Source organism: Antarctobacter sp. (assembly GCF_048262615.1).
Taxonomy (GTDB): Bacteria; Pseudomonadota; Alphaproteobacteria; order Rhodobacterales; family Rhodobacteraceae; genus Antarctobacter.
This window is the reverse complement of the sequence record NZ_JBLXFB010000011.1, coordinates 1-26,129: the sequence shown is the minus strand read 5'-3', so window position 1 is coordinate 26,129 and position 26,129 is coordinate 1. Positions and strand designations below refer to the sequence as shown.

25 protein-coding genes are annotated in these 26,129 nt (G+C 64.6%); 15 read left to right on the top strand and 10 right to left on the bottom strand.

What is annotated here, in order from left to right; all coding sequences use genetic code 11:
* Positions 1–13: 13 nt before the first annotated feature.
* On the top strand, positions 14–3,337 hold the full coding sequence (locus ACN0S5_RS13390) for a trypsin-like peptidase domain-containing protein (RefSeq protein WP_417208979.1): 3,324 nt from the start codon (positions 14–16) through the stop codon (positions 3,335–3,337).
* A gap of 573 nt (positions 3,338–3,910) precedes the next feature.
* Here the strand turns inward: ACN0S5_RS13390 and ACN0S5_RS13385 are convergent.
* A complete protein-coding gene (locus ACN0S5_RS13385; protein WP_417208978.1) occupies positions 3,911–4,384 on the bottom strand; it encodes a MarR family winged helix-turn-helix transcriptional regulator in 474 nt (157 codons plus the stop codon).
* Between the two features lie 217 nt (positions 4,385–4,601).
* On the opposite strand from ACN0S5_RS13385, the gene ACN0S5_RS13380 reads away from it, so the two are divergent.
* The 5 genes from ACN0S5_RS13380 to ACN0S5_RS13360 are packed head-to-tail and all read left to right on the top strand — an operon-like array spanning position 4,602 to position 8,864.
* The gene (locus ACN0S5_RS13380; RefSeq protein ID WP_417208976.1) at positions 4,602–5,813 is read left to right on the top strand and encodes a 3-hydroxybenzoate 6-monooxygenase; all 1,212 of its coding nucleotides are present in this window, start codon (positions 4,602–4,604) and stop codon (positions 5,811–5,813) included.
* 21 nt (positions 5,814–5,834) lie between these two features.
* Positions 5,835–6,530, top strand: a complete 696-nt coding sequence (locus ACN0S5_RS13375) for a fumarylacetoacetate hydrolase family protein (RefSeq protein ID WP_417208975.1) — start codon at positions 5,835–5,837, stop codon at positions 6,528–6,530.
* A complete protein-coding gene (maiA, locus tag ACN0S5_RS13370; RefSeq protein ID WP_417208973.1) occupies positions 6,527–7,171 on the top strand; it encodes a maleylacetoacetate isomerase in 645 nt (214 codons plus the stop codon). Before ACN0S5_RS13375 ends, maiA begins: the two co-directional genes overlap by 4 nt.
* Positions 7,172–7,188: 17 nt before the next feature.
* Complete coding sequence (locus tag ACN0S5_RS13365) at positions 7,189–8,289, top strand: cupin domain-containing protein (protein ID WP_417208970.1); 1,101 nt, start codon at positions 7,189–7,191, stop codon at positions 8,287–8,289.
* Positions 8,286–8,864 carry a maleylpyruvate isomerase N-terminal domain-containing protein gene (locus ACN0S5_RS13360; protein ID WP_417208969.1) on the top strand — a complete coding sequence of 193 codons (579 nt, stop codon included), beginning with the start codon at positions 8,286–8,288 and terminating at the stop codon, positions 8,862–8,864. The genes ACN0S5_RS13365 and ACN0S5_RS13360 overlap by 4 nt, the downstream gene beginning before the upstream one ends.
* Here ACN0S5_RS13360 and ACN0S5_RS13355 read toward each other — a convergent pair.
* The gene (locus ACN0S5_RS13355; protein WP_417208965.1) at positions 8,861–10,225 is read right to left on the bottom strand and encodes a sensor histidine kinase; all 1,365 of its coding nucleotides are present in this window, start codon (positions 10,223–10,225) and stop codon (positions 8,861–8,863) included. The genes ACN0S5_RS13360 and ACN0S5_RS13355 overlap by 4 nt on opposite strands.
* A complete protein-coding gene (locus ACN0S5_RS13350) occupies positions 10,222–10,893 on the bottom strand; it encodes a response regulator transcription factor (RefSeq protein WP_417208963.1) in 672 nt (223 codons plus the stop codon). The genes ACN0S5_RS13355 and ACN0S5_RS13350 overlap by 4 nt, the downstream gene beginning before the upstream one ends.
* Before the next feature lie 148 nt (positions 10,894–11,041).
* Here ACN0S5_RS13350 and ACN0S5_RS13345 point away from each other — a divergent pair, with 148 nt between their 5' ends.
* The 6 genes from ACN0S5_RS13345 to ACN0S5_RS13320 all read left to right on the top strand — a co-directional run bounded on the left by ACN0S5_RS13345 (position 11,042) and on the right by ACN0S5_RS13320 (position 17,417).
* The gene (locus ACN0S5_RS13345; protein WP_417208961.1) at positions 11,042–12,121 is read left to right on the top strand and encodes a tricarboxylate transporter; all 1,080 of its coding nucleotides are present in this window, start codon (positions 11,042–11,044) and stop codon (positions 12,119–12,121) included.
* Positions 12,122–12,196: 75 nt separating this feature from the next.
* Positions 12,197–14,227: a tripartite tricarboxylate transporter permease gene (locus tag ACN0S5_RS13340; RefSeq protein ID WP_417208959.1), complete on the top strand. Its 2,031-nt coding sequence runs from the start codon at positions 12,197–12,199 to the stop codon at positions 14,225–14,227.
* Between the two features lie 13 nt (positions 14,228–14,240).
* Positions 14,241–15,329 (top strand): 4-oxalomesaconate tautomerase, encoded by a 1,089-nt coding sequence (locus ACN0S5_RS13335; protein WP_417208956.1) that lies wholly within the window; start codon positions 14,241–14,243, stop codon positions 15,327–15,329.
* Between the two features lie 10 nt (positions 15,330–15,339).
* Positions 15,340–16,140 carry a universal stress protein gene (locus ACN0S5_RS13330; protein WP_417208954.1) on the top strand — a complete coding sequence of 267 codons (801 nt, stop codon included), beginning with the start codon at positions 15,340–15,342 and terminating at the stop codon, positions 16,138–16,140.
* A gap of 69 nt (positions 16,141–16,209) precedes the next feature.
* Complete coding sequence (locus tag ACN0S5_RS13325) at positions 16,210–16,443, top strand: hypothetical protein (protein WP_417208951.1); 234 nt, start codon at positions 16,210–16,212, stop codon at positions 16,441–16,443.
* Positions 16,440–17,417, top strand: a complete 978-nt coding sequence (locus tag ACN0S5_RS13320) for a D-2-hydroxyacid dehydrogenase family protein (RefSeq protein ID WP_417208950.1) — start codon at positions 16,440–16,442, stop codon at positions 17,415–17,417. The genes ACN0S5_RS13325 and ACN0S5_RS13320 overlap by 4 nt, the downstream gene beginning before the upstream one ends.
* On the opposite strand, the gene ACN0S5_RS13315 is transcribed toward ACN0S5_RS13320, so the two are convergent.
* Positions 17,389–18,450, bottom strand: coding sequence for an AbrB family transcriptional regulator (locus ACN0S5_RS13315; RefSeq protein WP_417208948.1), 1,062 nt, complete (start codon positions 18,448–18,450; stop codon positions 17,389–17,391). The two genes, ACN0S5_RS13320 and ACN0S5_RS13315, sit on opposite strands and share 29 nt — an antisense overlap.
* A gap of 77 nt (positions 18,451–18,527) precedes the next feature.
* Between ACN0S5_RS13315 and ACN0S5_RS13310 the strand changes: the two genes are divergently transcribed.
* From ACN0S5_RS13310 to tcuB, 3 genes are read left to right on the top strand one after another with little or no spacing between them, the layout of a single operon-like run.
* Complete coding sequence (locus ACN0S5_RS13310; RefSeq protein ID WP_417208945.1) at positions 18,528–19,208, top strand: GntR family transcriptional regulator; 681 nt, start codon at positions 18,528–18,530, stop codon at positions 19,206–19,208.
* Between the two features lie 11 nt (positions 19,209–19,219).
* Entirely contained in the window at positions 19,220–20,635 is a 1,416-nt protein-coding gene (gene tcuA, locus ACN0S5_RS13305) for an FAD-dependent tricarballylate dehydrogenase TcuA (RefSeq protein WP_417208944.1), read from the top strand.
* The gene (gene tcuB, locus ACN0S5_RS13300; RefSeq protein ID WP_417208941.1) at positions 20,619–21,698 is read left to right on the top strand and encodes a tricarballylate utilization 4Fe-4S protein TcuB; all 1,080 of its coding nucleotides are present in this window, start codon (positions 20,619–20,621) and stop codon (positions 21,696–21,698) included. Before tcuA ends, tcuB begins: the two co-directional genes overlap by 17 nt.
* 112 nt (positions 21,699–21,810) lie before the next feature.
* Here tcuB and ACN0S5_RS13295 read toward each other — a convergent pair whose 3' ends face one another.
* From ACN0S5_RS13295 to ACN0S5_RS13270, 6 genes are all read right to left on the bottom strand, one after another.
* Positions 21,811–22,479: an NnrU family protein gene (locus tag ACN0S5_RS13295; protein WP_417208938.1), complete on the bottom strand. Its 669-nt coding sequence runs from the start codon at positions 22,477–22,479 to the stop codon at positions 21,811–21,813.
* A 3-nt stretch (positions 22,480–22,482) separates the two neighbouring features.
* The gene (locus ACN0S5_RS13290; RefSeq protein WP_417208937.1) at positions 22,483–23,667 is read right to left on the bottom strand and encodes an NnrS family protein; all 1,185 of its coding nucleotides are present in this window, start codon (positions 23,665–23,667) and stop codon (positions 22,483–22,485) included.
* Between the two features lie 13 nt (positions 23,668–23,680).
* Positions 23,681–23,920: an NnrT protein gene (locus tag ACN0S5_RS13285; protein ID WP_417208936.1), complete on the bottom strand. Its 240-nt coding sequence runs from the start codon at positions 23,918–23,920 to the stop codon at positions 23,681–23,683.
* Complete coding sequence (locus tag ACN0S5_RS13280; RefSeq protein ID WP_417208934.1) at positions 23,917–24,090, bottom strand: protein NnrT; 174 nt, start codon at positions 24,088–24,090, stop codon at positions 23,917–23,919. The genes ACN0S5_RS13285 and ACN0S5_RS13280 overlap by 4 nt, the downstream gene beginning before the upstream one ends.
* Before the next feature lies 1 nt (position 24,091).
* On the bottom strand, positions 24,092–25,978 hold the full coding sequence (locus tag ACN0S5_RS13275) for a nitric oxide reductase activation protein NorD (protein ID WP_417208932.1): 1,887 nt from the start codon (positions 25,976–25,978) through the stop codon (positions 24,092–24,094).
* 5 nt (positions 25,979–25,983) lie between these two features.
* A partial coding sequence (locus ACN0S5_RS13270; protein WP_417209230.1) for a CbbQ/NirQ/NorQ C-terminal domain-containing protein occupies positions 25,984–26,129 on the bottom strand: 146 nt, incomplete at its 5' end.

Below are 26,129 nucleotides of genomic sequence, written 5' to 3'. Positions count from 1 at the left end.
AGAGGGTTCGGTGATGACGCGGGTCCGACGCCTGCTCAGGTTGCGTTTCGGTCTTTTCGTGCTCGGGGCCGTGGCCTTTGGCGGCGGGGCTGCGGCACAGGGCCTGCCGGTCTTTGACGGGTCAGAGTTTGACCGTCTGGTGATGGAAGCCCCCGCCCGCGTGGTCGCGCGCAACCGCGCCCGGATCAAGGACAGCGCGGCCAAGCCTGTTATCCGCTACACGCCGCCCACCGTGGCCCGGCAGGCGGCGCGGGGTGTCGGGCAGGTTCGGGTAGAGGTGCAAACCGACGGCGGTACATTCATCGTGGCCTGCACCGGGTTCCTTGTTGCCGAGATGCTGCTTTTGACAGCGCATCGTTGCGGTCCGGGCGTGCTCGACGACCCCGCTCTGACCGCGCGGAAACCCACCGGCATCGCGCGCATCGACTTTATCACCGGCTATCACGCGCCACGCGAAAGCGATCAGGGCAACCGCTTTCCGGTCGACATCACGCCGGTCGAGATGGATGCACCTGCGGGCTATGCGGTGTTGCGGGCAACGACGGGGGCGGGCACGGCTTTGCCCCTTTCGACGGAAACGCCGACGCCGACAGGCACACCGCTGATGATCCTCGCGCATCCTTTCGGAGAGTCGCTGTTCGTGTGGCGCGAGGGCTGTGCCTTGCGCAGCGCTGGCGCACCCGGTGGACGGCTGTCGCTTGGTTGCGCCACCCTGCCCGGCAGCGCCGGTGCGCCAGTTCTGGACGACAAGGGTCAGGTCCTCGCCATGCACCTCGACACGCGCGGACAGGGAGGGCGCGCCGTGGCCATGGCCAGCCTGATAGAGCAGTCCCCCCTGCTACGGGCCTTGGCGCAGGGCGAGACCTGTGTGGGAGCGTCGGCGGTGCGGTGCGGTCTGGCACCCGCTGCGGATGCCCCCGATCCCGTGACCCCACCGCCTGCGCCAGAGGCCGCTGGTCCGGACCCCACACCGGACCTGAAAGACGCCGACATTGTGGTTCAGGACGCGGACCCGACAAAGGCGTTTCCGGTCGGGCGCGCAGACGGCAGGCCAGCGGTCTACGGGGTTGCCTTGCCCTATCTGCCGCCGGGCACAGGAATCGACCTGATGACGGGGCCGGTTGGCGATCTGACGGGGCCAGAGGCGCGATTGACCGCCGGGGCCACAGACTATGCCGTGACCGTCACCCGATTGGGACAGCGTCACGCGGTCCTGTCCCTTTGGCGGGTTGCCGACGGATCGCTGGCGGCGCGGCGCTACATTGCGCCCGGTACGGGGGCCATCGCGCTTGCTCCGGACGGCCAGCGGCTTGCCCTCGCCCGGTACAAGGGCGCGGAAAACGCGTGGTCAATCGAGATGTTCAAACTTCCCGCATTGGACCCGCTGCCGGCTCTTGCGCTGACCGGTGCCGGTCCAGTGAGCGCGCTCGCATTCTCCCCCGACGCAACGCAACTTGCTGTGGCGCAAGCGGGCAAACAGCCGGGTGTTTCGGTCTGGCAGGTCGAAACCGGGGCGCGCCAATGGCAGATGTCAGACACTGACTCTGTGACCCTGCTGAGGTACAGCCCGGACGGGCGTTTGTTGGCCCTTGCAAAGCCTGACAGCGTTGCGCTGCATGACGCAGGGACCGGGGCTTTGTTGCGCGGGATGGCGCAGGTGGACGGACCGGCTGTTGCGATCTCCGGGCTGGCTTTCACGGGCGACGGCAGGGTCTTGATCGCCGGGGCGGCGGATGTCATGGGCCTGCGCTGGGCGGTGGAGACTGGCACCTTTGCAGGACGGATCGGCCCGGCACAGGGGGGGCGGCTGCTTGGGATACATGCGACGGGCAATGCAGCGGTGTTCCTGTCGTCGGTGGGGGGTACGGTGCAGCTTTTCGGCCTCGACGACGGTGGCTTGATGCGTGACGTGGAGGGGCGCAGCTTTTCCGACGCGGCTCTGACAGCTGACGGCGCACACCTGATCGGATATGAGGCGGGTGCCGTTTCGGGACTGGTCTTTGCCGATCCGGTCACGGGTGCGGCACCCGCGATCCTGCATCCTGACGGCGATTTCGTATCCGCCCTTGCGTTCAGTCCTGACAGTTCGCGGCTTGCGCTGGGCGGGTCCGGTCGGCCCGGCGACAGCGCGACACAGCGGTTGCAGATCTGGTCGTGGCAAGACGGGAAGGTCACATTTGCCAGCGATGGCGACGGACCCGAAGGGCCGGTTGCGCTGGCATGGCGTCCGGACGGGGCGGCGTTGGCGGTTCAGGGCGACGGGATGCCGCTTCGCCAGTATGATTTTTCCAAAGGCGGGGATGTGCGTGAGATCGGCGGGGCCTCCTTGGCGGCCTCGCTGGACTTTGGGGAAACAGGGGATTTTCTGATCCGTGTCCCCAATGGGGGCCCTGTGGCGCTGTTGGACGCACAAACCGGCGCACAACGCCGCTCCTGGCCGGGAGAGGTCGCCGCTTTGTCGCCGGATGGTGCGGTGCTGGCGATCGGGCGCAATGCGCCTGCCCCCGAAGTCATCCTTGCGGACCCCGTCACGGGAGAGACGCAAGTGACACTGGAGATGCCTTTTTCCAGAATTGGCATGTTGGCCTATCGGGGCGAGGCGGCAGAAATCGTCGGGCTGGTTCAGGAACCGGATCAACCGGACACCTGGATGCTTGCCCTGTGGAATGCCGAAGACGGGCAACTGCTGCGCCGGTTCGGGGCACTGGATCATGCGCCGCGCGCGATGCGTGTCAGCCCTGACGGGCGCTTTGTCGCCGTGGCCGAAGAGGGCATGGCCCAGATCCTGCTGTGGGACATTGCGGTGGACAGGTTCTTGTGGCGGCTGGAGACCGGCGGCGCCGAGGCGCGCGCGCTGGCCTTTAGCCCGGACGGGCTGCGGATCGCGGCGGGGCTGGCCCCTGCGGGCGTGGTCCTCTGGGACATGATTGACGGGCAGGTCAAGGCACGTCTGGCACCATTTTCGCAAGGCACCGTGGCGCAGGTCGGGGCGACGCTGTTCCTGTCGGACCCGGCATTGCTGGACCGGGTGGCGGTCCGCCTGCCGGATGGGGTTTTGCTGCCCGCATCGAAGGTATTGCGCGAGGGGTTGCCGGATTTCGTTCCCGCCGACCTGCCGCTGGACAAGCAGGTTGCCGGTCTGTTGGAGCAGTTGCGCGCGGGGGAAGACGATGCGCGCCTCTTGCTGATCGAGGGGCGCGCATTGGCCTTTGACCTGGAATTTCGACGCGAGGTGCAGCGCCAGCTGAAGGCGGCGGAGTTTTACTCCGGCCCGATAGACGGTGACATAGGTCGCGGCAGTCGCCGCGCGCTGGAACTGTTCGCAGCAGAGGAGTGACCGGGCGAGACACCCCCCTGATCGGGAAACGGATGGAACCGCTGCGAAGACTGCGCCTCCGCAACGGCCAGGTCGGGTAAATCCGCTGCCGCGATGGTGTGCGTCTCCGCGACCGCGCGCGATATCCGCTTGTCCTTTTGCCAATTGGCAAAAGCGCCGGTGTCGTGCAGCAAACTCATGACTTCAGCATAAAGGTCGTCCATTTTCGCCCCCGAAGATCGTCCAGTGAGTGCTAACCCGCTGGCGTAAAGGCTGGATTAAGACCGCTGCTGAAATGCAGGAGCCGGACTGTCACAGAACCCCGGCGACATCATGGAGGTGTTGGCCACGAGACGAATTTCCTCGGCCAGGGCCCGCAGGGATTTTGCTGTCTCATGAAAGCCTTGCGCCTCGCAGCGCGATGCAGAGTGGACAGCGCGTTCAATCAGGTCATCAGTGTACATGTTGCTTCCTTACCGCTCGATTTTTTTCATCAAAATGACACTTTCTTCTTAACGGGGTCTTAATTCCGCACCCCTCAGGCCCGGTTTCTTTGATCTTGACGCCATTTCGAACGGTTTTTTGCCGACAGGCTCAGCGGGTGAGAGACGCCAGGGTTTTCCGGTCCAATGTCGATTTTTGCGCGAGTTCAAGGAACAGCCGTTTCTCGTCAGGGCTGAGACCGGGCAGGATGTCGGCCTGCAACGCCTGCACGACCGGCAGTGCCTTCGCGAAAATCCGTTTCCCGGCCTCGGTCAGTGTCACTTCGCGCGCGCGCCGGTCGCGCGGGCTAATGGTCCGGTGAACCCAGCCTTTCTGTTCCAGCCGGTCGATCACGCCGCCAATGGTCGCGCGGTCATAGGCGATGCGGGCGGCCAGACTGGCCTGATCGATGCCGGGGGTCTCACGGATCTCCTTCATCGCGGCGAACTGGACCGGCGTCAGGTCCAGACCGGCTGCCTTTGTCCGGCTGTGAAAGACCTGAGTCGAGGTCTGGTGCAGGCGCCGAATGAGATGCCCGGCAAGCGATTCGAGGGAACCAACCGCTTCGTTCTGCCCATCGTCCATGTTCTGTTTCCTGCGCGTCGTGCCCCTGCCGTCCTTGTAAAGTCCACGGCTCAAGAGGTTTTTCCTGGCTTTAGTATGTATACGCATCTTTTTCTTGACGCGCAATGATAAGCCTGCAAATGATATGTCTACATACAAAAGCGCGGCGCGTGGCGGCGCACATGGGCGGGGCCCGCCAAGCAAAGCGGCTGACCGCATTTGGAGAAGGACCAGAGCCATGAATGATCTGCCAATCATCATTGCGGGCGGCGGGATCGGCGGGCTGGCGGCGGCCTGCGGGCTGGCCCGCAAGGGCCATCGCAGCATTGTCGTCGAACAGGCGGCCCAACTGGGTGAGATCGGGGCAGGCATTCAGATCGGGCCGAACGCCTTTCACTGTTTCGATTATCTGGGGGTGGGGGATGAGGCGCGGGCCTGTGCGGTCTACATCGACCATTTGCGCCTGATGGATGCGCAGACCGCAGAGGACATCACCGCGATCCCGCTGGATGCGCCGTTTCGCGCGTTTTACGGCAACCCCTACGCCGTGGTGCATCGCGCCGATCTGCATGGCGTGCTGTTGAAATACTGTCAGGACAGCCCGCTGATCGATCTGCGGACGGATCACCGAGTTCTGGGCTACGCGCAGGACGGCAGCAGCGCCACCTTGTTGCTGGACGGACGCGACCCGATCAAGGGGCGGTTCCTGATTGCAGCCGAAGGGCTGCGGTCGCCCATCCGCGCGCAGATGGTGGGTGACGGAGAGCCGCGTATTTCCGGCCACACCACCTATCGCAGCGTCATTCCGACCGAGCAGATGCCAGAGGATCTGCGCTGGAACGCGGCGACACTCTGGGCGGGCCCCAAATGCCACATCGTGCATTACCCGCTGAAGGGCGGAAAGGTCTACAATCTGGTCGTCACCTATCACCGCGACGTGAAAGAGGCGATTGCGGGCCGCCCGGTGCCGCGCGAAGAGGTGGCGCAGGGGTTTGAACACATCCACCCCAAGGCGCGGCAGATCATCGAACACGGCGACAACTGGAAGCTCTGGGTGCTGTGCGACCGTGAGCCGATCTCGAACTGGGTGGATGGGCGCGTGGCGCTGTTGGGCGATGCGGCCCACCCGATGCTGCAATACTTCGCCCAAGGCGCCTGCATGGCGATGGAGGACGCGGTGGCGCTGTCCCATTGCGTCGCGCATTTTGGCGCAACGGCCGAGGATGCGCTGCAACGCTATCAGGACATGCGCAGGGTGCGCACCGCGCGGGTACAGATGAACTCGCGGTTGATCGGTGAATACATCTATCACCCCGACGACGCCAAGGCCGCGGTGCGCAACAGCATCATGCGCTCGATGAGCCCGGATGACTGGTACCGGCAATTGAACTGGCTCTACGGCTCCAACGGGCTGGACAGCGCTGCGCCCGCCGGGATCGCCGACACATAAACCTGCAAAAGGATCAGCCTCATGAGCTTTGTTTTCGAACCTGCCGCCACGCCAAGCGTCGCCGTCGCAGGCAGCGAGGACCGCATCCCCGTGCGCCGCATCTTTTGCGTGGGTCGCAACTATGCCGCCCATGCCCGCGAGATGGGCAAGGACCCAGATCGCGATCCGCCGTTCTTCTTTCTCAAGCCCGCCGATGCGGTGGTCGCGGATGGCGCGACGCTGCCCTATCCGCCGCAGACCGGGAACTTTCACTACGAGGCGGAACTGGTGGCCGTGATCGGCACCGGCGGCCGCAACCTCCCCGAGGACAAGGCGCTGGATCACGTCTGGGGCTATGCCGTCGGCAATGACCTGACCCGCCGGGACCTGCAACTGACAGCGCGGGAACAGGGGCGTCCTTGGGACATGGGCAAGGGGTTCGACCGCTCCGCCCCCATCGCCCCGGTGCATCCGGTGTCCAAGGTTGGCCATCCGTCCAAGGGCCGCATCCGCCTGACCGTGAATGGCGCGGTCAAACAGGACGCCGACCTGTCAGAGCTGATCTGGTCGGTGCCAGAGATCGTGTCGATCCTGTCGCATTCGATCGACCTGCAACCGGGCGACCTGATCATGACAGGGACCCCGGCAGGCGTGGGGCCGCTGGTCGAGGGCGACACCTGTGTCGTGTCCATCGAGGGGCTGGGCGATCTGACCACAACCATCGGGCCACGGGAATGACACTGCGGCTGCACAACTTCTTTCGGTCATCGACCTCGACCCGGCTGCGCGCGGCGCTGAACCTCAAGGGGTTGGACTACGGATACGTTCCCTACGCCCTCAGAGCAGGGGAAACGCGGCGGCCGGGGTATCTGGCAAAGCACCCGCAGGGGTTGGTTCCTGCACTGGAACTGGACGATGGAACGGTCCTGATCCAGTCGCTTGCCATCATCGAGTGGCTGGAAGAGACCCACCCCACACCCGCGCTGCTGCCCGCCGATCCGCTGGGCCGGGCGCGGGTGCGTGGGCTGGCGCAGATGATCTCCTGCGAAATCCATCCACTTAACAACCTGCGCGTGCTGGTCCGTCTGCGCGACCAGTTCGGCGCGGACGAGGCGGCGCAAGGCGACTGGTTCATCCATTGGGTGCGCACCACCTTCGACGCGCTGGAGCAGGCATTGCAGGACCCGCAAACCGGGCGCTACTGTCATGGCGACACGCCGGGGCTGGCCGATCTTTGTCTTTATGCGCAGGTCTGGAACAACCGGCGCTTCGATATTCCGCTGGCCGACTGGCCGACCATCGCGCGGGTTTTTGCGGCGCTGGACGAATTGCCCGCCTTTACCCGTGCAGCGCCGCCTGCGCAGCCGGATGCAGCCTGACGAGGGAGAGGAGACCCATGACACAGGAACTCGATCACGACAACGTCGCCCACGGGATGTCGCCCGAGGATACGCCGGAGTTGCGCGCGCTTTATCAGGGGTTCAAGGACAACCACCTGAACCCGCTGTGGACCCAGACCGGCGACCTGATGCCAATGCATCCCAAACCGCAGGCGGTGCCGCACGTCTGGAAATGGGCGGACCTGCTGCCTCTGGCCGAGAAATCGGGGGAGTTGGTGCCGGTGGGTCGCGGCGGCGAACGCCGTGCCATCGGGCTGGCCAATCCGGGTCTGGGGGGTAAGGCTTATGTTTCGCCGACGCTTTGGGCGGCGATCCAGTATCTTGGCCCGCGTGAGACCGCGCCCGAACACCGCCATGCGCAGAACGCCTTTCGGTTCGTGGTCGAGGGGGAGGGCGTCTGGACCGTGGTTGACGGCGACCCGGTGCGCATGTCGCGGGGCGACCTGCTGCTGACGCCCGGCTGGCGGTTCCACGGCCACCACAACGACCGCGATGCGCCGATGGCATGGATCGACGGGCTGGACATTCCATTCAGCCAGCAGATGGATGTGGGCTTTTTCGAGTTCGGCTCGGACCGGGTGACGGACTATGCGACGCCCAATTATTCGCGCGGGGAACGGCTGTGGTGCCACCCCGGCCTGCGCCCGCTGTCCCAGTTGCAGAACACCGTGGCCTCCCCCATCGGGGCCTATCGCTGGGAGCACACCGACCGCGCGCTGACGGAGCAGTTGTTGCTGGAGGATGAGGGCCAGCCCGCCACGGTCGAACAGGGCCACGCGGCGATCCGCTATGTGAACCCGACTACGGGTGGCGACGTGATGCCGACCATCCGGTGCGAGTTCCATCGTTTGCGTGCGGGCACCCAGACGCCCGAACGGCGCGAGGTCGGCTCTACCGTCTTTCAGGTCTTTGAGGGCCGGGGGGCCGTGGTGATGGGCGGGCAAAGCCACACGCTGGAGACGGGCGATATGTTCGTGATCCCGTCCTGGGTGCCGTGGTCCTTGCAGGCAGAGACCCAGTTTGACCTGTTCCGCTTTTCCGATGCCCCGATCATGGAGCGGCTGAACTTCATGCGCACGATGGTCGAAGGCGGATGAACCCGTCGGACGATGCGGCGCGCGCGGCCCTGCGGGCGCGGCAGGGGGCGGGGGCGCGCTATGATGCGCCTTCGGCCCCGGCGGCGGACCTGCTGTTGGCGCGTCGCGGCACCGCCTATTTTGCCCGCAAGCTGGGGGAATTGCCGGATACGGCGCTGTCAGAGCCGTCGCTGCGCGCCGGACGCAGCCGGGCCGAGGTGATCGCCGAAGTCGGCCATCACGCGAGGGCGCTGGCGGTTCTTGTCGCGGGCATTCGAAACGCGACAGAGCCAAACCCGATCCCGCCAGAGGCGGCGCGACTGGCGGACATCGCGCTGGCCGCGACCCTGCCCGCGCGGGCCTTGCGCAGCCTTGTGCACCATGCGGCCATCCATCTGGACGTGGAATGGCGCGATCTTGAGGATGCGGATTGGGACATGTCCGTGCGGCTGGCGCATGGGGCGCTGACCCCGGTCAGCGCAACGCCGCGTCTGCGGGCGCACCTTGTCTGGCAGGCGGCGCTGGATCTGGGGAACGGCGGGCGGCTCGTGGATGTTCCGACGGAACTGCACGCGGGGATCACGACCCGCGCCTAGCCCGCGTCGGCAAGTGGCAGGTGCACCGTGAAACGCGCACCGTGATCGTCGGAGGCTGTAACCGTACCGCCATGCAGACGCGCCACCTCTTGCACGAAGGACAGGCCAAGGCCGCTGCCTTCGCTGGGTTTTAACTGTCCGAACCGGCGGAAAATGACCGCCTCGGCGTCGGGCGGCAGGCCTATGCCGTCGTCCGCCACGGTGATGCATCCGGTCGATCCCTCCCGTGACAGCCGCACGGTGACCTTGCTCAGGTCCGGACCGGCATGACGCAGGGTATTGTCGATAAGGTTTCGCACGGCTTCGCCGATCAGCACCGGATCGCCTCGCAGAGGCAGGGGCTGTGACGACGGATCAAAGGAAAACGCCAGATCGCGGCCAAGGAAATCCGGCGCCACATCCGCGCAAACCGCCTCGACCATCGTGTTCAGTTCAAAGCTGTGGACTTCGCCCATGCCTCCGTGGCGCAGGCGTTCGAGGGACAAAAGCTGTTCCGCCAGACGGGCAGATGTGCGGGCGGCGTGGATCAGGTCCTGCTCCCGGCGGCGTTTCTCATCGGGATCCGAGACATGGGGAAGCGCCTCTGCCAGCACCAGCAGCGCCGAGGCCGGATTGCGCAATTGGTGCGCCGCGTCCGAGATAAAGGCCTGATGTGTCTGGATGCTTTGGTCCACTTGGCCGAACAGCCGGTTCAGCGTGGCGACAATACCGGTGACTTCGGTCGGGACGGGGCGTTGTATCCGGCTCAGGTCATCCGGAGAGCGGCGTTCAATTGCATCCTGCAATCCGCGCAACGGGCGCAACCCGAAATCAACGCCGAACCAGACCAGAACCGCGATCGTGGCGGTCAGGCCCGCGATCATCGCAAAGGCCCGCCGGGCAAGACCGGCGGCGAATGCGTTGCGATCGCTCATACGCTGCCAGACGGTGACAATTGTCTTGCCGGTCAGATTGCCGATTGTGGTCGTCTCGGCCATGCGCAAGACCCGCACCGGCTCTGCCCGGTATTCCGCGAACTTGTAGCGTGGCTCATCCGTCTCTTCCGGCGACCGCCACGCGGGCGGATAGGCGTATCCGGTGACGTAGATGCCGCCCGGTCCGGTGACGTGATAGAACACCTCTCCGCCGCCCGCGTTCGAAATCAGCGTCCGGGTGCGCGGCGACAGCGCGTCGCCCTCTGAAATCGCCACATCGCGGGAAATGGCCAGCGCGGCGGCCAAGAGGCCCCGGTCAAAGAGATCTTCGGCGGTGGCCTGCGCCACGGCAAACCGCCAGATCCCCAGCAAAACGGCAACCAGCAACAGGGGCGACAGGATCAACAGGAACAGCCGCAAGCGCAGGGACATCGCGCCTTTGGTCATGTTCCGTCGGCTTCCAGCATGTAGCCAAGGCCGCGCGCGGTCTTGATGCGCACATCATAGCCGCTCAGCCTGCGGCGCAGGCGTGAGACATGCGGCTCTATCGCGCTGTCGTCCACATCCGCGCCGGTGCCATAGACATGCGCCAGCAGCTGCGCCTTTGACACGATGCGCCCGCGCCGTTCCAACAGGCATTCCAGCGTGGCAATTTCCTTGCGCGGCACGTCAAGGGGCTGATCGCCGTCCATCAGTTGGCGACTGACCCGGTCAAAGACCAATCGCCCCAGCGTATCGCGTTCCGAATAGACAAGGTTCTTGCGGCGCGACAGCGCGCGCAGGCGGGCCTCCAGCTCGTCCATCTCAAAGGGTTTGGTCAGATAGTCGTCCGCACCCGCATCCAGTCCGTCGACCCGCTCGCGGGTGTCGCTGCGCGCGGTCAGCAGGATCACCGGGGTGCCATCGCCCCGGCGGCGCATGGCGCGCAGCACATCCAGTCCACCCATCCCCGGCAGATTGATGTCCAGAACCACAAGGTCCGCGCCTTCCTGCGCGAGAAAGGCATCCGCTTCGGCCCCGTCGTGCAGCACATCGACGGAATGCCCGCGGTCCCGCAGGCTGTAGGCCAAACCGTTGGCCAGATCTGTATTGTCTTCGATGACTGCTATCCGCATGGGCACTTTATTGTCACGTTGCGCAAGTTTCGTGCAAGGTTGAGGCCGCATTTTGCCCGCGTTGGAGGAGGGATTCGGTCCCTGCACGTCAGACAGCATCGCCGGGCGCCTGCCCGAACGACAATAAACCGTCCATGGGAGGACACCAATGACCATCAAGAATTTCGCAAGCACAGTCGCCGCAGCCGCCCTTTTGGCCGCCTCGCCCGCACTGGCCGAAGTCGATTTCTCGGGCAAGACCATCGAATGGGTGATCCCGTTCTCGGAAACAGGTGGTTCGGCCAAATGGGCCAACTTCTTTGGGCCGCTGCTGTCCGCACAACTGCCGGGCAATCCGACCGTGGTGGTCAAGTTCATGCCGGGTGCGGGTTCGACCAAGGGCGCGAACTGGTTCCAGACCCAGAAACATGATGACGGCACCCTGCTGTTCGGCACCTCCGGCTCTACCCAGTTCCCCTATTTGCTGGGCGATCCCCGCGTCCGGTATGAGTACAGCGACTGGATTCCGGTCATGGCCTCTGGCACCGGTGGCGTGGCCTATCTGAACGCCGAGGATGGTGCCAAGTTCGACGGGTCGGCCAACGGGCTGAAAGACATCGATTTCATCTATGGCTCGCAGGGGGCAACCCGGCTTGATCTGGTGCCGCTGCTGGCATGGGAAATGCTGGGCATGAACGTCGAGCCGGTCTTTGGCATCAAGGGTCGTGGCGACGGTCGTCTGATGTTCGAGCGTGGCGAAGCCACCATCGACTACCAGACATCCTCGGCGTATCTGGGCGCGTCCGCCGATCTGGTCGCCGCTGGCACCGCCGTTCCGATGATGAGCTGGGGCGCGCTGGACGACGACGGCAACATCGTGCGTGATCCGACCTTCCCGGACATCCCGACCTTCAAGGAAGTCTGCGAAGCGACCGATGGTTGCGAAACCAGCGGCGAGTCGTGGGACGCATGGAAAGCGTTCTTTGTCTCGGGTTTCCCGGTGCAAAAGATCGCTTTCCTGCCCGGCGACACGCCGCAGGATGTTGTCGATGCCTATACCACCGCATTCGACGCGGTCCGCAAGGCAGACGGTTTCGCGGCATTGGCCGCCAAGCAGGTCGGCAAGTACCCGGTCTTTGTGGGTGAAGGCGCCAAAAAGGCCACCGTGGCCGGCACCACCGTTTCGCCCGAGGCCAAGGCATTTGTCACCAACTGGCTGGAAGAAGCCTACGGCGTCTCGCTGAAGTAAGCCTGACCATCAACGGCCTCGGGATAGCCCCGAGGCCGTTTTCCCTTTTCACATTTTGATAATTGAGGGGCTGCGATGGACGCGTTCGCAACCGCCCTGCCGGCTCTGGCCGATGCATGGGCCCTGATCTTACAACCGACGGTGCTTGGGTATCTTGTCCTTGGTGTTGTCATGGGCCTTGCCGTGGGGGTTTTCCCCGGTCTTGGCGGCATTGCGGGCCTGTCCTTGCTGTTGCCCTTCATGTTCGGCATGGACCCGATACTGGGTCTTGCCCTGATGATCGGCATGGTCGCGGTGGTGCCAACCTCAGACACCTTCGCCTCTGTGCTTATGGGCATTCCGGGCTCTTCGGCCTCTCAGGCGACGGTTCTGGACGGCTTTCCGATGGCCAAGAAGGGGCAGGCGGCGCGGGCGCTGTCGGCGGCCTTTACCTCGTCGCTATTTGGCGGGCTTGTCGGCGCGCTGTTCCTGACGCTCTTTATCCTGATCGCGCGTCCCATCGTGCTGGCCTTTGGTCTGCCGGAAATGCTGATGATCTCGGTTCTGGGCCTGTCGATGGTGGCGGTGCTGGCCGGGCGAGTTGCGCTCAAGGGTGTGGCGGCGGCTGGCTTGGGCATGCTGATTGGGACGATCGGTGAGGCGGACGCCGGCGGCAGCCTGCGGATGGCTTCCTATGACATCCCCTATCTGACCGACGGATTGAAGCTGGTGATCGTGGGTTTGGGTATCTTTGCCATCCCGGAGATCGTTTCGCTTTTGCGGCAGGACCGGTCCATCGCCAAAGACGCCTCGCTTGGCTCTGGCTGGATGGACGGCGTGCGCGACTGGGTCGACAACAAATGGCTGTCGGTGCGCTGCTCGCTGATCGGCGTGCTGGTTGGCGTCATTCCGGGTCTTGGCGGGTCGGTCGTTGACTGGATCGCCTATGGCCACGCGGTGCAGACCACCAAGGACAAGTCGAATTTCGGCAAGGGTGAAATCCGCGGCGTGATCGGGCCGGAAAGCTCCAATAACGCCAAGGAAGGCGGCGGCCTTGTGCCGACCCTGCTGTTCGGCATCCCCGGCTCTGGATCTATGGCGATCTTCATCGGGGCCATCGCGCTGCTGGGATCCGGCGACATCGAGGTCGGCCCGTCGATGCTGCGCGACAACCTCGACATCACCTATTCGATTGTCTGGCTGCTGGCGCTGGCGAACGTGGTGGGCACCCTGCTGTGCATCGCGGCCTCTGGCGGCATCGCCAAGCTGACGACCATCCGCTTTACCTACCTCGCGCCGTTCCTGTTCATGCTGATCTCCTTCGCGGCGTTCCAGTCCGGTCAGAACTTCGAAGACCTGCTGGCGCTCTTGGCCATCGGCATGATCGGCATCTTCCTGCGCCGCTTCGACTGGTCGCGCCCGGCCTTCCTGATCGGTTTCGTGCTGTCGAACCCGGTCGAGAAATTCTCGAACCAGGCGTTCCAGATTGCGTCCTTCCGCTTTCGCAAGTCGTTCGAAGAGGGCATGGACTATATCTTTTCGCCCATCGTGATCATCCTGATCATCGTGACGGTGGTGTCGGTTGTGCTGGGCATCCGTCAGGCCAAATCCATCATGGCCGAAGGCGACGTCAAGTCCGGTTCCAAGCGCGCGCCCATCGTCTTTCTGATGGTCATCACCGCCTATGCCGTTGCCGCGCTGATCAACGCCAACATGATCCCTGACTACAACATGACCGACAAGATCATACCCTTGGTCATCGGGGGGATTACGCTGACGTGCAGCCTGATCTTGATGGTGCAGATGATCCTGCGGCCGGAGACGGACTCTATCTTTGCCGACAAGGAAGTGGCCGGAGAAGACGCCGATGCGCCGTATGGCCTGTGGTCGACGCTGGCGTGGTTCGTTGGCCTGATCGCCGCGACATGGCTTGTCGGCTTTATCCTCGCGCTGGTGGGCTTTCTGGTTGCCTTCCTGCGGGTGCGCGCGCAATCGGGGTGGGCGCGGACGTTGATTCTGACGGCGGCGGGCATCGCGTTGATGTGTGTGATGGCCGGGGCGTTGAACCGCGACTTCCCGCCGGGGCTGTTGCAGTCCTACGCGGACCTTCCATGGCCGCTGAAATGATCGGAGGATTGTCATGACGCAAACCGGTATTCCCTATATCTTCATGCGCGGCGGCACGTCGCGCGGGCCGTACTTTCGCCGCGCGGACCTGCCCAAGGACCGTGCAACTCTGGCCGAGGTGCTGATTGCCGCCGTGGGGTCGGGGCACCCGCTGAACATCGACGGCATCGGCGGCGGCGCGGCGGTCACGACCAAGGTCGCCATGCTGTCGGTGTCCGAGGACGACTGGGCCGATGTGGACTATTTCTTTGCACAGGTTTCGGTCGAGGACCGGCTGGTGGACTTCAAACCCACCTGCGGCAATATCCTGTCCGGGGTTGGCCCCGCAGCCATCGAAATGGGTCTGATCACGCCAACTGGCGATGAGACAGAGGTCAGAATCCGCGCCGTGAACACCGGCGCCAAGGTGCTGGCACGTGTGCAAACCCCCGGTGGCGCCCTGACCTATGACGGGCAGACTGAAATTGCCGGTGTGCCGGGGGCCGCGGCCCCGGTTGCGCTGAACTTCATGGGGGTGGTCGGGTCCTCGACGGGCAAATTCCTGCCGACCGGCAACCTGCGCGATGTGATCGACGGTATTGAAGTGACCTGCATGGATGTGGCCATGCCGATCGCCATTGCGCGGGCGCAGGATTTCGGTCTGACCGGTTATGAAACCGCCGCCGATCTGGATGCGAACACCGAATTCTTTGCCCGGTTCGAGGCGATCCGTATCGAGGCGGGCAAGAGGATGGGATTGGGGGATGTGACCAAATCGGTCATTCCCAAGTTTGCGCTTCTTGCCCCGGCCAAGGACGGCGGCACGATTGCCGCACGGTATTTCATGCCGTGGAACACGCATCCCAGCATGGCGGTCACAGGCTCTCAGTGCCTCGCCTCCTGCGCCCTGACACCGGGGACCGTGGCCGACGGGATGCTGGACCGTCCCACCCAAAGCCCCGCGAACGTGGTGCTGGAGCATCCTTCCGGCACGATCGAGGTGCTGGTGGACTTCAATACCGCCGATGGTTTCTCGCTCAACTCCGCCGGTCTTTTGCGCACCGCGCGCAAGCTGGCCGACGGGAACGTCTTTGTGCCCTCCCGCATTTGGAAGGGCGCGTGATATGCCGATCATGAACCTTCTTGTGGCCTTCAACGGGTCCGAAACCTCGGAGGCGGCCTTGCGCTATGCCGCGTCGCTGGCCCGCGAACGCGGTGCCCATGTCACCGCGATGCTGGCGCATTCGACGCATGAGACCTTTGACACGCGGTCACGCTGGATTCCGCAGGAGGCCCGCAATCTGCTGGCCGAAGCCAAGCTTGGCATCCTGACAGCCATAGAGGATCGCCTGAATGCGCTACGCCCGGAGCTGGGCCTTGGCGAGGCGCTCAGCTTTGAGGCGCGCCCCGGTCGCGTCGACAAGACCCTGTCCGAGGCGGCGCGGTCCTATGACATGATCCTTGTCGGACGCCAGATGGATGACGATGACGAACACGTTCGCCTGCATCCCGACAAGATTGCGCTGCTGTCCGGGCGGCCGGTTGTTGTGGTCCCCGAAGGTTACGACGCCGAAGCCCGCCACAGCCACGCCGCGCTGGCATGGGACGGCAGCCGCGCCGCCGCCCGCGCATTGTCCGACAGCCTGCGCCTGCTGGAGGCACAGGGAAAGGTCAGTGTGCTGACCGTGGGCGAGGTGTCCGGACTGGAGGCATTGATGCTGCATCTGTCGCGCCATGATGTTGAGGCGGTCCATCACGGATGGCCTGATGGGCACGCCGTGGCCGCGTCGATCCTGTCCTATTGTGACCGCCACGATCCTTCGCTGCTGGTCATGGGGGCCTACGAACATTCCAAGTTCCGCGAGGATCTGCTGGGCGGCTTGACGGTCAGCATCCTGCGCGACATCCGCATTCCGGTTCTGCTGTCCCACTGAAGGGACAGTTGATTTGGCCTCCGGCAATGTATACCGTTGTATGCGGAGCAATTGATCAGGGGTGTCCGAATGTCCGATCTCACAGAAATTGAACAGGCGGCAGCGCTGCTTCGCACGGCCATTGATATATTGACCGATGATCTGGCGACCTATCCCGGTCCTGTTTCGGGGTGCGATGCGCAATACACGCATCTTCTGGCCACGCGGACCCGCGTGCGCAAGGCGCTGACCGCATTGGATGCGGATGTCTTTATTGCCACGCCGCGCACGTTGCGGCCCGGCGCAGGGGTGGAAAGCCGATGAAGGTGCATGTTCTGGACGACTGGTTCGATACGCTGCGCGGGCTGCCTTGTTTCCGATTGCTTGACGGCCATGAGGTGACGGTCTGGACCGATCACCTTTCCGATGAGGCGGCCTTGGCGGAGCGACTGGCCGAGGCAGAGGCCTTGGTGCTTTTTCGCGAACGCACACCCGTCACCCGCAGCTTGATCGAGCGCCTGCCCAACCTGAAACTGGTGTCGCAGCGCGGGGCGTATCCGCATGTCGACGTGTCGGCCTGCACCGACAGCGGCGTGTTGTTCTGCTCCAAAACCGGGGCTGACGGCGCGAATTACGCCGCGGCCGAGCTGACCTTTGGACTGATGATCGCGGGCATGCGTCAGATCCCGCAACAGATGGCCGCGACCAAGGCGGGACACTGGCAGATCGGCGTGGGCAAGACGCTGCGCGGTCGACGGCTGGGCCTGTACGGTTATGGCAGGATCGCGCGCGCCGTGGCCGACTATGCCCGCGCCTTCGGGATGGACGTGATCTGGTGGGGGTCGGACGCGGGCCGCGCTCGGGCTCTGGCGGACGGACAGACGGTTGCCCCCAGCCGCAAGGCGTTTTTCGCCGACAGCGACGTGGTGTCGGTTCATGTCCGGCTGACACCCGAAACCCGCGGAATCGTCACCGCCGAGGATCTTGCCCTGATGCAACCGGGGGCGCTGTTCGTGAATACCTCACGCGCGGGGCTGGTGGCGCCGGGTGCGCTTTTGCAAGCGCTGAACGCCGGACGGCCCGGACAGGCGGCGGTGGATGTCTTTGACACCGAACCGATGACCGATCCCGCCGATCCCCTGCTGGCGCATCCCAACCTGATCTGCACGCCGCACATCGGGTTTGTCACAGAGGATGAGTTCGACACCCAGTTCACGGATATCTTCGAACAGGTGCGCGCCTATGCGCAGGGGGCCCCAATACACATGGTCAATCCCGAAGTCTGGACCGGCGCATGATCCCCGCCACCACCGGCGCGCCGACAATCACCAGCACGATGCGCGTCAGGTGGTGGGTGATCACAAACCCCAGGTCGGCTCCGGTGACGATGGCAAGCACCGTCATTTCGGCCTGACCGCCCGGCGCAAAGGCCAGAAAGGCGTCGATCGGTCGTCCAAGGCCAAGGCCGGTCACCAGACCTGAAAAGCCCGCCGCCAGCACCGCCAGCAAGAGCACATAAGCGAGCCCTGCCGATACGACGCGGGTCAGCTCTCGCCATGTGACCCCGGTAAATTGCACGCCGATCCCTGCGCCGATAAAGAATTGCGCCAGGAGGATCGCCTCTGCCGGGGGGCGCGAGTGGATGAAGCCCGACAGCGACAGCACCGCTGTCACGATCAGCGGCCCAAGGATCGACGCGCCGAACAGCTTGATCCTTTCGCCGCCTTTCCAGCCGACCCATGCCGCCGCAACCATCAGCGCCAGTTCATGGAGCGGAATCTCTGTCGCGGGTGCGCCAATCGGGTTTGTCAGGGCCGCGCCATAGAAATGGGACAGAAAGAAGGGCGCCAGCGTCACGATGATCAGGACACGCGTGCCGTGAATCAGGGACAAGGCGCGCGGATTGCCGCCGGCCTCTGTCCCGAAGATCACCATATCCTGCAATCCGCCGGGCATGGCGGCGTAATAGGCGGTGGGCGCATCAAACCCCCAGAGCCTGCGAAAGAACGGCACCCCGACCAGCCCGATCAAGGCGATAAAGACCGGGATCAGTGCGATCGACAACCCCATGCGCGGCAATTCCCCGAACAGTTCCGGTGTGATCGAGGCCCCGACCGCAACGCCAAGGATGGTGCGCGCGCCGACCGACACCTGTCCGAAACCCTTGAGCGGCAGATGCGCCAGAGCCGCAAACAGGCAAAAAGCCATCGGTCCAAAGAGGAAAGGAAGCGGCAGCCCGAGCAACCAGAACACCCCGGTTCCCAAGGCTGCAAGAACGAAGGTCAGGGCGCGGCGACCGGTGAGGCCAGGATCGGACAGGGCAGGGGGCAATAAATGGCTCCTAGGCAGGATTGACTCGCTTTGTGCCCAACTGTATCCATCTGCATACAATTTGCAAGGGGGTGCGTATGAACGCGGAAGACGAGGCGCAAAACGGCGGGGCTTCGCAGGGCAATGCGACCTACCAGCGACTGCTGGACGAGATTCGCGAAGGCCGGTTGATGCCGGGCGAACGCTTGCGCGAAACAGAACTTGCCGAGCGTCTGGGTGTCAGCCGCACACCGGTGCGCGAGGCGATCCGCCAGCTTGAGGCGGATGGGTTGGTGGCCCATGTGCCGCGCATCGGTGCCAGTGTCCGAAAACTTGACTACGCCGAGGTCATGGAACTGTATGAAATGCGCGCCGTTCTGGAAGGCACCGCTGCGCGGCTGGCGGCGCGCGCGGCGTCCGAAGTCGAACTGCTGGAACTGGCTGCCCTGAATGAGCAACTGGCCGGGGCCGGAACCGGGCCAGATGCCTCGCGCCTCAATCGTATCTTCCATGCCACGCTGCTGGATGCCGCCAAGAACCGTTTCCTCGCCCGGTCGATGTTGTCGTTGCAACGGGCGCTGATGATCCTCGGGACATCACAGATGTATGACAGCGCCCGTGCGGTTGAGGCCGTCGAGGAACATCGCCGCCTGTTGGAGGGTCTCATGGCGCGGGACGGGGCAGCGGCGGAAACGGCCATGCGCGCCCATATCGAGGCCGCGCAACGCATGCGCATACGCACCCTGCGGGAACGTGACCGCGGCATGGATGACTTCTGAAAGGACAAGCTATGACAGCCACTCCGGAGGATTGGACAGAGGAGAATTGGGATGTGGCGGTGATCGGCGGCGGCAATGCCGCGCTGTGCGCCGCAATGACCGCCGCAGAGGCCGGTGCCCGTGTTCTCATCCTTGAAACCGCACCGAAACCCTATCGCGGCGGCAACTCGCGCCATACGCGCAACTTTCGCTGCATGCACCATGGGCCGCTTGGCCCGCTGGTCGACAGTTATACAGAGGACGAATACCTCGCCGATCTGATGAAAGTCACGGACGGCAAGACCGACGAGGGGCTGGCGCGACTTGCCATCCGCACCTCCGAGGAGTGCCTGCCGTGGATGCAACAGCACGGCGTGCGGTTTCAACCGTCGCTGTCGGGAACGCTGTCGCTGGCGCGAACAAATGCGTTCTTTCTTGGCGGCGGCAAAGGTCTGGTGAACGCCTACTATCGCACGGCTGAAAAACTGGGGGTGGAAGTGCGCTATGAGGCCGCCGTCACCCATTTGGAACTGGATGGCGACCGGATTGCATGGCTGGAGGTGACGCAGAACGGGCAGACCCAGCGGATTGTCGCGAAATCCGTGGTTGTCGCCGCTGGCGGCTTTCAGGCGGATACCGATTGGCTGGCCCGCGCGTGGGGACCGGCGGCCAAGAATTTTCTCATTCGCGGCACACCTTACAATCGGGGCGTCGTGCTGGCCGATCTGCTGGATCAAGGCGTAGCGCAGGTGGGCGACCCGACCCAATGTCACGCGGTCGCCATCGACGGGCGCGCGCCGAAATTCGACGGCGGCATCGTCACGCGGCTGGACTGCGTGCCCTTTTCCATCGTGGTGAACAAGGATGCGCAGCGGTTCTACGATGAGGGTGAGGACGTCTGGCCCAAACGCTACGCGATCTGGGGGCGCCTTGTCGCGGCACAGCCCGATCAGGTTGGCTATGTGATCATCGACGCGAAATCGCTGGAACTGTTCATGCCTTCGGTCTTTCCACCAATCAAGGCGGACACGCTGGAAGACCTGGCCGACAAGATGGGCCTGCCGCCTGAGGCCCTGCGCGCAACCGTCGAAGAGTTCAACAACGCCTGCGGGGACACGGCCAATTTCCACCCGACGGAACTGGATGGGGTATCCACCCAAGGGCTGAACCCACCCAAGACCAACTGGGCCCGCCCCATCACCGAAGCGCCGTTCTATGGCTATTCGCTGCGCACCGGTGTCACCTTTACCTATTTGGGTCTGAAGGTGGACGACCATGCGCAATGCTCGGTCGGCAATGCGCCGATCAGCAATCTTTGGGCTGCCGGGGAAACCATGGCCGGATCGATCCTTGGCCAAGGCTATCTTGCCGGGTTCGGCATGACCATCGGAACCGTCTTTGGACGCATCGCAGGCAAGGAGGCCGCGACCCATGCAAATGCAACCTGACCTGATCGCCGAGGCGCGCCGTCAATCGGAAATCTGCAATGCCTGCCGCTATTGCGAAGGCTATTGCAGCGTCTTTCCCGCGCTGCATCGTGAGCGCGCCTTCAGCGATGGCGACATCACGCAACTGGCGAACCTCTGCCACAACTGCCGGGGGTGTTACTACGCCTGCCAATACACCGCCCCGCATGAGTTCGATCTGAACTTGCCCAAGGCGCTGGCCGAGGTGCGGCAAGACAGCTGGAAATCCCACGCATGGCCCGCCGGTTTTGGCACTCTTTTTGACCGAAGCGGCGTGTTGATCGCCGCCGGGCTGGTTCTGGGCTTTGCGCTGATCTTTGCGCTGGCGCAGGGGCTGCGGCCCGCCAGTGGCGAAGGGTTTTATGCGTACATGTCCCACGGATTGATGGTCGCGATCTTTGCGCCTGCTTTTTTGCTGCCACTGGCTGCGCTGGCCGTGTCGTTGCGGACCTATTGGCGCACGGTGGGGGGGCAGGGGCTGGTCCTGTCAGATATCATGCAGGCTGTGCGTTCGGCCGGGCGGATGAAAAACCTCGACGGCGGGCACGGCGATGGTTGCAATTTCGAGGATGAAGACCGGTTCAGTCAGGCGCGGCGGCACTTTCATCAGGCGGTGCTCTACGGCTTTCTGCTGTGTTTCGCGTCAACCTCCAGCGGGACGCTGCTCCACTATGTCTTGGGGATGGAGGCCCCTTACGGGTTCCTCAGCTTGCCCAAACTGCTGGGCGTGCCGGGCGGGGTGCTGTTGTGCCTTGGAACGGCGGGGCTGGCGTGGCTCAAGACCAAGGCCGATCCGAACCTTGGGGCCCCCTCGGCTTGGGGCGGTGAGATGGCCTTTGTCGTTTTGCTCTTTGTCGTGGCGGCGTCGGGTCTGGTGCTCTACGCGGCGTCCGGGACCGTATCGGTTGGCTGGCTTTTGCAATTGCACCTTGGGGCTGTGCTGACCTTTTTCCTGCTGACGCCATATTCCAAGATGGCGCATGGGTTCTACCGGATGGCTGCGCTGGCCAAGGATGCATCTGATCAACGCCTGCGGCAGGGATAACTCCCTGCAAACGGGGCGGGATGTGCCTCAGTGGCGGTCTTGGTCTTTGCGCCAAGGGGCGACGCCTCTGCTGGCCGGAAACGGTGCGAGCGGTGGTGAATAGGCAGGCCCGTCAAAGGGCCGGGACGCCGATCACCACCGGATGCATCCATAGCAGCACGGCAAAGCCCGCCACGCCCAATGCAAGGCGGATGGCCAAGCGCCCCCAAGAGGCGGGCGCATGAAAGCGCGGCCCGGCGGCCACGCGGTTGCGCAGATCCTCCCAGACCTGCGGACCCATCAGGCGGCGGTTGCGGCGGTCGATGATCGCGCGCCCCGCGACGGCAAAGGCCCCCAGAACGCCGAACAGGATCACATGGGCAAGGTCGCCATTCGGCAGCAGGTGCAACCCGGCCCAGAGCGCCAGAGACAGCAGGATCGGGTGGCGGACCCAACGCACGATGCCGGGGCGCGCGGGGTCAAATTCGGCGTTTCGCGCGCCGCCGAAGGAAAACGGATTGGGCCGCGCGATGGACAGCGCAAGGATCAGGCAGACCGCCAGCATTCCTATGTGAACGACGTGACGCTGCCATTCCATCTGTGGCCATAGCTGGACATAGGGGGCCAGTGACGCCGCCCGGATTAGCAGCGCCAGCATTGCCAGCGACAACAGGGAGTAGCCAATCGTGAACCCGCGCGCGCCCAATGCGCCAACAACCCGCGATTTCACGGCTGGGCGCACCGGGACGGAATGGGTCAGGAAAAACGCCACGAAGACGGCGGCAAATCCGGTCCAGGTCATGCGTTACTCCTTAGCTCTTTTGCGCAACAGCAGGCGACCATAGACCATGGCGAACCCGCCAAAGGCAATGAGCCACAACAGCCCCGAGACATGGATGAGGACCGGCAGGGCGTCGGCCCCGACCCGCGCCGCCACAGAGCCGAAAAACGACAGGTAGATCAACACCGTCCAGCGGTCGGCCAGCAGCGGTTGCCCGGAATGGCCCAGCGTTGCCCGCGTCATCACCGCCAGCGTCATCGAGCCGATGGCCCCGGCCATCCACAGATGCTGCGCGGCGGCGGCTCCGGTGCCGGTCAGCCCCGCCAGCCCCAGCGAAATCGCCCCCAGCGGGACAAAGGCGTAGGCGACGTGCAGCACCCAGACCAGCGGCTCCGCCCCGGTTCGGTGCCCTTGCCAGCGCGCCAAGCGCATGACGTGCAGCGCGCCCATTGCCAACAGCGCCACCGCCGTGACCGGGTCTGACGGGACCGCCACCCACAGCAGCAGACCCGCAAGGCTGGCCAGCAGCACGGCCTTGTCGAACCGCTGCATCGGCGGTGCAGGTCGCGCGTTTTGCCCCTCTTTGACCAGCCAGTTGCGGGTAAAGGACGGGATGATGCGACCGCCGATCACGCCAATCATCATGATCGCGGTGGCCAGACCAAGGCGCAGACCGATCCCTTGCGCGGCATAATCGCCGCGCGCCGCCTCAAGGTGAAACAGCGCATTGGCAAGGGTGAAGACGGTCAGCAATCCCAGCACCATCAGGTTGCGCCAGTTCTTGCCCGCCACGATCTCGCGCAGGATCACCGCGCCAAGGACCAGCGGAAAGCCAAGGTCGATGACAGCCGCGACGCCCATCGGCAAAAGGGCGGAGAACAGAACCGCGACTCGCCCCGCGCACCAGAGGGCAAAAAGCGCGGCCAAGGGCCAGCCCACCAGCGGCAGCCGTCCGGTCCAGTTCGGCACGGCGGTCAGCAGAAAGCCCGCCAGAACCGCGCCGAGATAGCCAAACAGGAATTCATGCGCATGCCACGACACCGGATCGAACCGGGTGGGCAGGTCCAGCGCGCCCGACAGCGCCGTGATCCAAAGGACCATGGCAAACGCCGCCCAGATCGCGCCGAACAGAAAGAAGGGGCGAAAGCCGAAACTGAACAGCGCCGGCCCCCGCCACGCGCGCATCTGCTCTGCGGAACTGAGTGCCATAATGGGCTCCTTTTCAATCTGCCGCCTGTGCGTCAGCCTCGTCCATCAGGTGCCGGATATGGCGCGCAAAGGCCCATGTGGCCGGAACGCCGATCACGCAACCGATGGCGATGGCCCAGCCGGTCGTCAGGACCGGGCCGCCGACCCAGCTAAAGATCAGCGCGGCAAAGAACACATTCACGCCCATCGCGCCCGCCCCGAACGGGTACAGGACCAGAGCAATCCACCGTGTTGACCAGCCGTGTCTGTTCATCGCCGGGACACCAGCCGCTGCACCGCGACCATGGACAGGACCAGCGCGAGGCAGGCCACGGCATACCAGAATTCGGCGGTGGCGGATTGTGCCTGCGGGATCGGGCGGTCGAATGCTTCGGCCCATGCGGGGGCGGCGAAAAAGGCGGGGAAGATGGCAAGTTTGTGCATATCAGGTCTCCTGAGTGAGTCTGCGATAGATGTCGGGCAGGGCGCGGGTCAGGCGTTCCGGGTTGGGCAGCAGGGTGAAGCCGCCGCGCCCGAAGATGCGGGCGAACCAGTCCTGCCCGTCTTCGTCGATGATGACGCCGTGCAGGGCGTGGCCTGCAAGGCGGGCCTCGCGTACGGCCATGTGGCAGTCCTCGATGCCGTGCTGGCCCTCGTAGTGGTCCAGGTCGTTGGGTTTGCCGTCGGTCAGCACGATCAGCAGCTTGTGCTGGGACGGTTCTGCCGCCAGTTGCGCGCTGACGTGGCGGATGGCCGCGCCAAGTCGCGTGTAGTGGCCGGGTTTCAGTGCACCGATATTGGCGGTGATCTCGGCGTTCATCGGCGCGTCGAAGTCTTTGCAGCGGGTCAGGAACACCCGGTCGCGGCGGAGCGAGGAAAAGCCCCAGATCCCCAGCCGATCCCCGGCGGCGTCGATGCCTGCGGCCAGCGCGGCCATCGCCTCGCGCGCGACCTCGATCACCGAGGTGTCGCCGATGGCCGCCTCGGTCGAGCGCGAGGTGTCGATCAGGAAGGCGACCGACAGGTCGCGTTCGGTCTGCCGCGCGGCCTGCCAGATCCGGTCCGATCCGCGCCCGGTGGCGACCAGATCGGCCCGCGCGGTCAGCAGCGCGTCAAGATCCAGTTCGCTGCCGTCCACCTGACGCGGTTGCAGGATGCGGCGCGGGCGCAGCGCCTCGAACTGGCGACGCACTTCGCGGATGCGGCGCGCGTCGGCGCGGTAGGGATGGGCGGCGTCGGGTTGCGCGGGGGCGTCCAGCACCCGGCAATGGCCCTCCATGTAACTGCGCGAACGGTGGTTCCATTCCGGATAGGTGTGTTCGCCTGCCAGCGCCTCATGGTCGGCATCGGCGGGCGACAGATCAAGGTGCAGGCGCAGCCGGGTGGCGGCCTTTCGGTCGTGTTTCGACAGGGTGATGTTGTCCTGATCGTCGGCGGCCTTTTGGGCGTTTTCGTCGTCGTCATCGTCGACGCTGCGGTTGATGTTCATCGACTCGACCCATGACAGGATCGACTCGAACCGGTGAATGATAAAGCTGTCCTTGCGGTTCTGCTGGTCCTGATCCTTGCGCATGCCCAGTTTGCGACTGGTCAGCGCGGCGGTGGGGGGCGGCGCCGCAGGATCGGCCTGTTCCTCGGTCGCGGCGCTGCCCGATCCGGGGCGCGCAAAGCGCAGCCAGATCGGCACCGGCGCAAAGGGTTTGTAGCCGCGCGGTGTGTCAGGTGACGCGATGACGGGCGAGCCGCCGCAGAGTTGATCCCGGATCGCGGTCTCAAAGATGGCTTCCTGCGCGGGGCGCGTCAGATCGGGGCGGGCGGCGGCGCAAAACTCGGCCATGTCCGCATAGTACCCCCGCAAACCGGGGCAGAGCGCATAGGCGGCGTCGGCGGCGGCGGCATTGGCGCGGATCTGCACGCAGTCGAATGCCGGACCATCACAGGCGAGATCCAGTTCGGCGGGATCGCTGACAGTGGCAAGGGCCGTCAGCCAGAAATAGGCGGCGCGGTTCAGCCGCGCCTCTGGAAAACTGGCGATGAAGGGCGGCAGCGACAGCCGCTCGCCATCGTATTGCGCCACCCATTCGCGGTCGCGCTCCGCGCCCAGCTTGCGGCGCATCGGCTGGCGGTGGCGGACGAGGGTCGGCGCGGCCTCGGCCAGCTCGACCCCGGCGGCCCCGCCCAGCGCGCGAAACAGCACGGACAGGCTGGGCCGGACAGAGGCGAGCGTCACGCCCGCCTCTGGATAGGTGACGGCCTGTCCGATTCCGCTGGCCATGTCGTGCCAGAGGTTCCCGACGGTCTCTTCCGGTTCCATGAGATCGGATAGGCGCATCTTTTTCACCCGTAGATTGTCGAGATCAGATCCCGCAGCGCCACGCCCACGTCGGGCTCATCGCTGAGGGGTTGCACGATAGCGGCCTCAAGCGCCTGATCGACGCCCATGCCACCGGCCATCAGCGTGGCGGCATAGATCAACAGACGGG